Origin of the sequence: Ideonella sp., from assembly GCF_044358605.1 — a bacterium.
Classification (GTDB): domain Bacteria; phylum Pseudomonadota; class Gammaproteobacteria; order Burkholderiales; family Burkholderiaceae_C; genus Ideonella.
In genome coordinates, this window is the sequence record NZ_JBIKNQ010000094.1 from 1 (window position 1) to 10,458 (window position 10,458).

A 10,458-nucleotide genomic window follows, 5' to 3' on the forward strand; every position below is an offset into this window, starting at 1 on the left:
TACAGGTTCAACCGCCGCCTCGATCTCCGCGCTTTGGTCATCCAACTGATTGCCGATGTGGTGCGAGCAACCCCATTGCCTCAGCGTGCTATCCGGGGCTTGGCTGAGCTTCATGCCTAATCAGGTGTATCTAAGAACTGTGGAACCGTAGCTTGTGCCGAATAAATTTTATTATGTGGGGACAGACGCCTGTCGCCCGAAAGCTCCAGCCCGCCGCAACGGGCTTGGAAGATGGCCTTCTAAGCGCTTGTCAGACAGGATGATTTCCATGTTCAGCGGCCATGGGAAACGGCATTATCAGATTGGCAATTTGGCGCAAGGCTGCCGGGCACTATAGCGCTCTGACCGCGTCCCTTAGTGCCTGTTTGCGGGAGCATCCGATCCGTGCTTTCCCCACGCTCTGTGCATTGCGCCACCCGGCTCGCCCCACAGGCCATCCACAACAGAACTGCGCGGCCGCAGGCCGTGGCCTGGGGCGATTTCTGAGGCGCCGAGGCGCGCAGGGAAAGGGCGTGGCGCGCGTACCCGCGCGCTTCAAGAACATGCTCGCCGTCATTGTTTGACCACAGCGACCGGGCAACGCCCGGGAGCGGAGGGAGTTTGACGGCGCACGCCTTTGACCGAGCACCGAGGGCAGTTGGCTTTAGCCAACCGCCGATGCATGAGCCCCGGGCCACGGCCTGCGGCCAAGCATGCGCCGCGCCGTAGCAGGCATATTCAAACAGGGCCACTGCAAAAGGGGCGGACGGCTTCGACAAGTTCAGTACGAACGGAGGGGGATCGCTCGACAAGCAAGCCCCGCCCGAACGTCGTGCTGCGCTGAATGTTGCGCTCAGTCCCCCAAGCCCAAGAACACCGTCATGCGTTGCAGCTCGTCCTCCAGCGCCACCTTGAAGGCTTTGTCTTTAGGCGCAGCCGCCACAAAGCCCACATGGGGCTGCAACTCGCCGCCCTTGGCACTGACGTTGGCCCAGCCGATGACCTGATCGCGCCACAGCAAGGGCAGCGCGTAATGGCCGCGCACGCGCTTGGCCGCGGGCGTGTAGGCCTCAAAACGGTAGGCCCAGCCCCACAACAGCTCAAAGCGGCGGCGGTCCCAGACCACGGGGTCAAAAGGGGCCAGCAAGCGGACTTGCTCATCGGCGCTGTATTTTTTGGCGGCGGGGCTTTCGCCTTCGGGCCAGAACCAGGTGATGCCGTCGACCACGCTGCTGGGCAGGCGCGCGCGGGCGCGCTGCAGCGCGGCTTTGCGGTGGTCACGCCATTGCGGCACGCCGCCAGAGAGGTGGCTGACCAACTGGCCCAGGCTGGCGGCGGGCAGCGGGGAGTATTTGGCAACGATGACATCCACCAGCTCGTCCATGATGGCGTCGCAACTCAAGTCACTGGGCTGATGCTCGCGCGCGGCATAGAGGCGCTGGCCACCTTCGCGCCGGGCCACGCGCAGCAGGCCGCGGTAGTGCATGCCTTCCAATAATTGAGTGCTGGCCTTGCTGTTGCCGCCAAACCAGTTGGTGACGCTGCCGTGGTCAAAGTGCGCGTCTACCTCGGCGGGCCGCACAATGCCGCGCTCGCGCACAAAGGCCAGCACCTCTTGGGCCTGCTTTAGGCGCGCGGCGGGCCAAACGGTGCGCGGCGTGCGCGGGTGCATCAGGTGGTGCAGCTCACGCGAGACAAAGCCGTAGTTGACGAAGAAGTCTTCTTCAATGGCCAGCTTGGGGTAGCGCGCTTCTAGGTCACCGGCCCGGTAATCGGCCACGCGGTGGCGCAGGGTCAGGTCTTGGGCGCGGGCCGGGGCGCGCAGCGGGTCGGCCTGCACAAAGCCCAAGCGGCTCAGGGCCTTGGGCAAGGTGGTGGGGGCAAATAGGCTGCGGGCCACGGCGTAGCGCCGCAGGGTGTCCAGGGTCAAAACGGGTGAGGCCATGGCCGGATGATGCCGCAAGCTCAGGCGACAATCACGCTCTGTCCAGCACTCTGCCCAAGCTCATCATGCAAGTCACAAAAACCGCCATTGCCGATGTCCTGATTTTTGAGCCCAAGCTGTTTGGCGATGCGCGGGGCTTTTTCATGGAGAGCTTCAACCAGAAGATCTTTGACGACGCTGTGGGCGGCCACACGGCCTTTGTGCAGGACAACCACTCGCGCTCGGCCAAGGGCGTGCTGCGGGGCCTGCACTTTCAGCGCGCACCGCATGCCCAGGGCAAGCTGGTGCGCTGCGCGGCGGGTGCGGTGTTTGATGTGGCGGTCGATATTCGCCGCGACAGCCCCACCTTTGGCCAGTGGGTGGGCGTGGAGTTGAATGCCGAGAACCAGCGCCAGCTGTGGATCCCCCCAGGCTTGGCGCATGGCTTTTTGGTGTTGAGCGAGTCGGCGGACTTTCTCTACAAGACCACCGATTACTACGCCCCGCAGGCCGAAGGCGCGGTGCGCTGGGACGACCCTGATTTGGCCATCGCCTGGCCCGATGTGGGCATGGCGCCGCTGCTCTCAGGCAAGGATGCGGCAGCCCCCCTGCTGCGCGACGCGACCCTGTAAGCGCGCTTATACAAAGCCCAATTGGCGGCTGCTTGCTGACCAGTTGTTGAGCCCCGGCAAGATGGTGGACAGCTCGGCGTCGCCCACGCCAAACCAGCGGCCCAGCGTGGCGGCGTATTGGTCCACACTGGTGCTGGGCAAGAGCACGCCGGAGGCCAAGAGGTCTGGGCTGTCGTAGCCGCCCTTGCCATCCGCCGCGCCCAGCGTGGGCATGCGGCCATAGAGCGCTCCGCCGCGCACGGCACCACCCATCACCAAGTGGTGAGCCCCCCAGCCGTGATCGGTGCCGTCGCCATTGCTGGTGAAGGTGCGGCCAAAATCACTGGCGGTGAAGGTGGTGACGGATTGGTCCACTCCCATGGTGGCCAGCGTGCGGTCAAAGTAGGCCAGCGCATGCGCCAACCTGGCCATGTTGCGCGCGTGCATGATGGGCTGGTTGTCGTGCGAGTCAAAACCACCCATGCTGACGAAGAAGACCTGTCGGCCCATGCCCAGGGTGTCCCGCGCGGCGATGGTGCGTGCCACGGCTTGCAACTGATGGGCCAAGGGGTTGAGCACTGATTTGCCGGTGTCAGGTTCGATGTATTGCAACAGCGGGTCGGTGGTGGCCGTTTGGCCCGCAGTCGCCCAAGGGCCATTGACGGGCAGGCCACTGGCCAGCACGGCTTCAGCGTCTTGCCCACGCGCCATCACGGCGGCATGTTCGCGCTCGATCAACTGGGGGTTGGGCGCTGTGCGTGTAATGGCTTGGAGCTTTTGCTGCACCAGCGCTGAGCCGAACAACTTGCCCGTGCTGCTGCCCAGTCGCACTGGGCCAGCCGGGCCCATTTGATAGCCCCGCACCGTCGTGCCATTGAGCCACACGGCATTGCCCGCCACCGACACCCCGCTGAACATGGCCCGCTGATTGCCCGCCATCAGCAGGTCCACAAACCGCCCACCCCAGCCGCGCGTGCTGCCTTCCACCTCAAAGGACTGCCACATGGACTGTTGGTCATTGTGGGAGAACAGCTTGGCCGGCCGCGCCCCGGCCCCGCTGAGATAGCTGGCCTTGCTGAGCGGCCCAACCAATGGGCCGACGTTGGCCATCACCGCCAAACGCTTTGTATTGAAGAGGTCCCGCACGCCTCCCATCACCGGGTGGAAGGCCAGGCCTTCACCAGCAGCGGCGGTCACACCCAAGGCACCGCCCAAGCGCTCATGCAGCACCGTACTGCCAGCCTTGACGGGCGTGCCCGGCGCGGCCAGCGCGATCTCGGCCACGCCACCGCGCACGCTGTCGTAGCGCTGCCAGGTGCTGGCGTCGGAGCCCAGCACCATGTTCATGGCGTCGTTGCCGCCGGCCATGAAGACACACACCAGCGCTTTGTAGCCCGTGGCATTGGCGGCCGCCGCATTGCCCATGGCCGCCAAACCCAGGCCTAAGCCGGTCGCAGCAGGGGCCACCAAGCCCAATGCAGAGGCCCGGCGCAGCACCTCGCGGCGCGAAAGAAGATCAGTGCGTTGCGTCATGATGGGGCTCACTTCTGGACAATGAATTCAGGGCTGACGAGCGTCAGGGTCAGGGCAGTCAGCACACGATGGCGCTTGGCGCTTTCAATGGCGCTGGCGTTATTGCCTTTGGGCACGGGAATCGTCACCGAGTTGATGGCAGCCAAGGATTCGCTGCTCAGAGCGGCGGATGACGTCCCCGGCAACAGGCGCGCATGAACATGGGCCAGCAAGGTCTCGGGCTTGTCCGCCATGGTGACTTCATTGGCCAAGTTGACTTGCAAGTCCGGCCGTGCGGCCTTGCCGTCCGCTCCTTTGAGGCCAACCCCACGGTCTACAGCGGCCACAATGAAGTTCACATAGCCAGCGGTGCTGCCTTCATTGGTGATCTGCATCTCGGGCAGGGTCAAGCCCAGCGCCGCCGCCTCGCCACCCGGCGGCACATAGCCAGGGCGATAGAAGTTGAAGACGCTGGGCGAGCGCCAAGGGGTTTGCGACAACTGGGAGGTGGCATCGTCGGTATTGCCCATGTAGACGACGCCGCTGTCCGACTTGGCGCCAAAGGCGCGCAGGTAGGCCGTGAGGCGCAAGACGGGCTCACGCACCTTGCCATAACGTTCTTGTTGGGCCAGCGTGGTGCTGCGAGCTTCTTCGTCCAGCAGCACAGCCCTGAAGACCGCCTTCATGTCGCCACGCACGCCCAGGCCGTTGTTGTTGAACACGGCCGCGACGCGGCTCACATAGGCCGGGCTGGGATGGCTGGTGACCAAGCGCTGGATCAACTGACGGCCGATGAAAGGCCCCACATTCGGGTGGTTGAACAAGGTGTCCATGGCCACCTTGAGGCTGGCCGCTGGATCGGCCACACCCTGCGCCGCCACGCCTGTGCCCAAGAAGGCCTTGGCGCCTTGCTCATGGAAGCGCGGGTAGCCTTGCATCGGCAGGACGAATCGATTGGCATCCAGGTGGCTTGGCGCATTCCAGAAGCGCTGGTTGAGCTGATCTGGCCCTCCCCAGCTGAAGCCCGTGAAGACCTGCGACAAACCCACAATGTCATCCGCGCTGTAGCTTTCCACGGGCTTGCCCGTACCGTCCAACACCACACTGCCATCCGGGCGCAGCTGGTAGAGGCCGATGGAGAAGAGCTGCATGACCTCGCGGGCAAAGTTCTGGTCGGGCTGCCGACCTGTCAGCGGGTCGCCCTTGCGGTTCTTGATGTGCGAGAGGTACAGCCCCATGGCGGGGTGCGTAGACACCTCTTGCAGCAAGGTCCGGAAGTTGCCAAAAGCATTGCGGGTCAGCATGTCTTGGTAGTCGGCCAAGGCTTCGGCCCGCTCGTCGGCCAGGTCGGTCAGCGACACCACAAAAATCTGCGAGAGCGCAAAGGCCGCTCGTTGGCGCAGTTGGTCATCGGCATTGAGCGCCCGCTCATAGAACGAAGAAATCAGCTCATTGGGCGAGGCCACGGCCGCTGGGTCAGCCGACTTCGCCTTGACCGTCGCAGCCCGCCAGCGGGGTAGATGGGTGACGGTGGCGGGTATGGCCAGTTGCGCATCGACCCAGGCGGGCGCACCGACGGTTTGGATCTGCGTGAGCAGCGGCTCGGTCGGCCCAAAGCTGGCCTGCGTCGCAAGCCGAAAGGCTTCAGCGCGCGTGGGCAGCGCTGAAGCGGGGGCCTGTGCCCCCGGGGAAGGCGCAGGCGCAGGCGCAGGGGCCGGGCTGGTGGGCGCGGGCGGCGCAACGGGCTTGCTGCCCTGCGCCGTCTCTGTCGACGCGGCACTGGGCTCTGCCCCTCCGCCTCCGCCGCACGCCGCCAGTGACAGCAGCAGGGCTGTGCCGAAGGCCTGCGCCAGTTGGCGCGGAATGACGGAGCGCGTCGAGAGCGCTGCGGACGAATTGCCCATGATGACCACCTTGTTCCGAAGACACCGTCCACACGGCATCGATCAGTCAGCGGTATCGGCCCGGCGCGCAGGCCCATCAAGCAACCCGTAACGCTTGCTTACTTGAAGGGGAAGAACACGGGAATGGCCACCAGGGCAATGCTTTGGAAAACCAACGCCACAGGCAGACCCGCCCTGGCATAGTCCGCAAGCCGGTAGCGGCCAGGGGCCATGATCATCAAATTGGTCTGATAGCCATACGGTGTGACAAAGCTGCACGAAGCGCCGTAGAGCACCGCCATCACAAATGGCATGGGAGACAAGCCTAGCTGCTCAGCCAAACCTAAGGCCACCGGAAATGCCAATGCGGCAGCTGCGTTATTGGTCATCAGCTCGGTCAGCAACCAAGTGCCTAGTAACAGCATCGCCAACGCGCCGTAAGGCCCGAAGTGGACGCTGCCCAACTGCAGCCCGGCAGCCAAGTGTTTGGCGGTACCGGTGTTGATCATCACCTCGGAGATCACCAGCGATGACGCGATGATCATGATCAACTCCCACGGCACATTGCGCCGCAGGTCAGCCACTTTGGCCAAGCCCGTCGCCAAGAACAAGGCCAGCAGCAGCAGCATGCCCTTAAGGAAGTCCAGCACCCCAAAAGCCGACAAAGCGATCACCGCCATAAAGCCGAGCATCGACAGCCAACTCTTGCGTGGGTCGACAAACTTCTGTACCTCGCGCTTGGAGACGATCACAAAGTTACGCGAGACGTTGTTGCGCTTTTCAAAGTCTTGGCCGACCACCAGCACAAGCGAGTCACCGACCTCCAGGCGAGTGTTACCCATAGAGCCGCTCAACCGCTGATCACCACGACGTACCGCAATCACGGCGGCGTCAAAGTTTGAGCGGAAGTCCACTTCACGGATCGTTCGGCGCGCCAGCATGGAGTTGGCGGCCACCACCACCTCCACCAAGTTATCCAGTCCCAAGTCGGGGTGCGAATGAATGCGCAGACCGACAAAGCGGGCCAGCAAGTCAACGCGGGTCACATCGCCCGTGAAGACCAGGATATCGCCGGCGTTCACAAAACGATCGGGCTCGACCGGTGCAATGACGTAGTCACCCCGAACGATCTCGGCGAGAAACAGATGGCCCAGATTGCGCAGCCCCGCTTCTTCAATGGTCTTACCAATCAGCGGGCAATCCGGAAGAACTTCAGCCTCCAAGAAATAGTCGCTGGCAGACTCCTCTACCGGAGGTTGCGCCTTGAGCAAACGCGGGTAGAGCAGCAGCATCGTCACGCCGCAACCCACCACAATCAGCAGCCCTACAGGCAGCAGATCAAACATGTGAAGCTGGGGCATGTCGCGCCCAGTCATCAAGCTGGCGACCAGCAAGTTGGTACTGGTGCCCACCAGCGTCAAGATGCCACCCAGAGTGGCCGCAAAGCACATGGGCATGAGCAGACGCGCGGCACTGTGCTGGCGGTTGCCCTTGAGGGGGCCAATCAGCGAAGCCACCACCGCTGTATTGTTCAAGAACGCGGAGTACAGCGCCGTTGTGCCATAGAGCTTGAACAACGCCCATCGGTAGGGCCCACGCACCAACTTCCCGGCCATCTGCTCCAGCAGGCGAGACTTATCGAGCACGATGGTCAACAGTAGGAGCACCACCACGGTAATCAGGCCCGTATTGGTGAACTGCTGCAGTGCACTCTTAATACTGATGTAGTCCAACATCAGGTAGACGAATGCAGTGGTGACAAACAGCAAGCCCGGCGAGCGTTGGTTGCGAACCAACTCGAATACCAAGGCGGCCAACGTCAGCACCACCACCCATTGAGGGAGCGTCATGCGCGAATCCTTTCAGCGTGCACAGCTCAGCACCCCAACCACAAGAGACGGGGCGCTGGCTTGCAGAACTCAGGACTGAGCCGTGAACTCAGCCCCGGTGAGGGCTTCAGTCAATCAAGCCCAATTCCTTCAAGCGAAGGATGACTTGATCGGCAGCCTGATCGGGGGACTGCACCGTGGTGTTGACTCGCAGCTCCGGGCTCTCTGGCGCCTCGTAAGGGCTGGAGATGCCGGTGAAGTTGGCGATTTCGCCGCGCCGTGCCTTCTTGTAGAGGCCCTTGACGTCGCGCTCTTCAGCCACCGCCAGCGGGGTGTCCACATGCACCTCGATGAACTCACCGTCGCCCATCAGGCCGCGCGCCATCGCCCGCTCAGAGCGGAAGGGCGAGATGAAGGCCGTCAGCACGATCAGGCCGGAGTCCACCATCAGGCGGGCCACTTCGGAGATGCGGCGAATGTTCTCCACGCGGTCCGCTTCGGTGAAGCCCAGGTCCTTGTTCAGGCCGTGGCGGATGTTGTCGCCGTCCAGCAGATAGGTGTGACGGCCCATGGCATGCAGCTTCTTTTCCACCAAGTTGGCAATGGTGGACTTGCCCGAGCCCGACAGGCCGGTGAACCACAACACGCCGGGGCGCTGGCCCTTGGCCTTGGCACGTGCGGCCTTGTCCACGTCCACATGCTGCATGTGAATGTTGTGCGAACGGCGCAGCGCAAAGTGCATCATGCCGGCACCGACCGTGTTGTTGGTCAGGCGGTTGATGAGGATGAAACCACCGGTGTCGCGGTTGGCGGTGTAGGGGTCGAAGGCGATGGGCTTGTCCAGCGCCAGATTGACCACGCCAATTTCATTGATCTCCAACTGCTTGGCCGCCAAGTGCTCCATGGTGTTGACGTTGACCTTGTACTTGGGCTCGGTCACCGTGGCCGGCACGGTTTGGGTGCCGATCTTCAGCAAGTAGGGGCGGCCGGGCAACATGGGCTCGTCGTGCATCCACACCAAGGTGGCTTCGAACTGGTCGGCCACTTCGGCGGGGGCGTCGGCCGAGGAGATCACGTCGCCGCGCGAGATGTCGATTTCATCGGCCAGCGTGAGGGTCACGCTTTGGCCGGCCACCGCCAAGGGCAGGTCGCCATTGAGGGTGACGATGCGCGACACCGTGCTCTCGCGGCCCGAAGGTTGGGCGCGAATGCGATCGCCCGGTTTGATCTGGCCAGCAGTGATCACGCCGCAGAAGCCACGGAAGTCCAGGTTGGGGCGGTTGACCCACTGCACCGGCAGGCGGAAGGCCTCCTTTTGCAGACGGGTTTCGTCGATCTCGCAGGTCTCCAAGAAGCCCATCAGGGTGGGGCCGTGGTACCAGGGCGTCTTCTCGCTGGGCGAGGTCATGTTGTCACCCTTCAAGCCCGAGAGCGGGATGGAGGTGATGTCGCCCAAGCCGATCTGCTTGGCAAATTCGCGGTACTCGTCGTTGATCTGGTTGAAGATCTTTTCCGAGTAGTCGACCAGGTCCATCTTGTTAATGGCCAGCACCACTTTGCGGATACCGATCAGGCTGACCAGGTAGCTGTGGCGACGCGTTTGCGTCAGCACGCCCTTGCGCGCATCGATCAGGATCACGGCCACATCAGCAGTGGACGCACCGGTGATCATGTTGCGGGTGTACTGCTCGTGGCCCGGGGTGTCGGCGACGATGAACTTGCGGCGGTCAGTGCTGAAGAAGCGGTAGGCCACGTCGATGGTGATGCCCTGCTCGCGCTCAGCGGCCAAGCCGTCGACCAACAACGCAAAGTCGATGTCGCCGCCTTGCGTGCCCCATTTTTTGGAGTCGTTCTCAATCGCCGCCAGCTGATCTTCGAAGAGCATCTTCGACTCATACAGCAGACGCCCAATGACGGTGGACTTGCCGTCGTCCACCGACCCGCAAGTGATGAAGCGCAGCAAGCTCTTACGCTCATGCTGCTTGAGGTATTGCTCAATGTCGGTGGAGATCAGGTCCGAAATGTGGGCCATGGTGATTCCTTAAACCTAAAAATTCTGACGACGCCCTGGCCACATCAACCGCAAGCCAGCAACGCAACGAAAGGTGTTATCCCAGCCTCGGGAAGCGAGGGTTTCCCGAGCCAAACCGAGCGCCCCCTCGGGGGGGCAGCGACCGGCAGGGAGCGTGGGGGCATTAAAAATACCCCTCCTGCTTCTTCTTCTCCATCGAGGCCGCCGCATCGTGGTCGATCATGCGGCCCTGACGTTCGGAAGACTTGGTCAGCAACATCTCTTGGATGATGGCAGGCAGGGTGTCAGCATCTGACTCCACCGCGCCCGACAAGGGGTAGCAGCCCAAGGTGCGGAAGCGCACGCTCTTCATCATCGGGACTTCGCCTTCGCGCAGCGGGAAGCGCTCGTCGTCCACCATGATCAAGGTGCCATCGCGTTCCACCACCGGGCGCTTGGCGGCGTAGTACAAAGGCACGATGGGAATGTTCTCAAGATAGATGTACTGCCAGATGTCCAACTCGGTCCAGTTAGAGATCGGGAAGACGCGGATCGACTCGCCCTTTTGCTTGCGGCCGTTGTAGAGACGCCAGAGTTCAGGGCGCTGGTTCTTCGGGTCCCAACGGTGCTGGGCCGAGCGGAAGGAGAAGATGCGCTCTTTGGCGCGGCTCTTTTCTTCGTCGCGGCGAGCACCGCCAAAAGCGGCGTC

The 10,458-nt window shown here is 62.9% G+C and carries 7 protein-coding genes; 1 reads left to right on the forward strand and 6 read right to left on the reverse strand.

All coding sequences use genetic code 11. The annotated features are described in order from the left end of the window. Positions 1-832: 832 nt before the first annotated feature. Complete coding sequence (locus tag ACIQ3Q_RS21525) at positions 833-1,924, reverse strand: DNA glycosylase AlkZ-like family protein (protein ID WP_396271287.1); 1,092 nt, start codon at positions 1,922-1,924, stop codon at positions 833-835. A 65-nt stretch (positions 1,925-1,989) separates the two neighbouring features. Between ACIQ3Q_RS21525 and rfbC the strand changes: the two genes are divergently transcribed. Beyond that, entirely contained in the window at positions 1,990-2,535 is a 546-nt protein-coding gene (gene rfbC / locus ACIQ3Q_RS21530; protein WP_396271288.1) for a dTDP-4-dehydrorhamnose 3,5-epimerase, read from the forward strand. Between the two features lie 6 nt (positions 2,536-2,541). Here rfbC and ACIQ3Q_RS21535 read toward each other — a convergent pair whose 3' ends face one another. The 5 genes from ACIQ3Q_RS21535 to cysD form a co-directional block, all read right to left on the reverse strand. Further along, positions 2,542-4,047 carry a DUF1501 domain-containing protein gene (locus tag ACIQ3Q_RS21535; RefSeq protein ID WP_396271289.1) on the reverse strand — a complete coding sequence of 502 codons (1,506 nt, stop codon included), beginning with the start codon at positions 4,045-4,047 and terminating at the stop codon, positions 2,542-2,544. 8 nt (positions 4,048-4,055) lie between these two features. Then, entirely contained in the window at positions 4,056-5,930 is a 1,875-nt protein-coding gene (locus ACIQ3Q_RS21540; protein WP_396271290.1) for a DUF1800 family protein, read from the reverse strand. 98 nt (positions 5,931-6,028) lie between these two features. Continuing rightward, the gene (locus tag ACIQ3Q_RS21545; RefSeq protein WP_396271291.1) at positions 6,029-7,759 is read right to left on the reverse strand and encodes an SLC13 family permease; all 1,731 of its coding nucleotides are present in this window, start codon (positions 7,757-7,759) and stop codon (positions 6,029-6,031) included. Between the two features lie 106 nt (positions 7,760-7,865). Next, positions 7,866-9,770, reverse strand: a complete 1,905-nt coding sequence (cysN, locus tag ACIQ3Q_RS21550) for a sulfate adenylyltransferase subunit CysN (protein ID WP_396271292.1) — start codon at positions 9,768-9,770, stop codon at positions 7,866-7,868. A 163-nt stretch (positions 9,771-9,933) separates the two neighbouring features. Further along, a partial coding sequence (cysD, locus tag ACIQ3Q_RS21555; RefSeq protein WP_396271293.1) for a sulfate adenylyltransferase subunit CysD occupies positions 9,934-10,458 on the reverse strand: 525 nt, incomplete at its 5' end.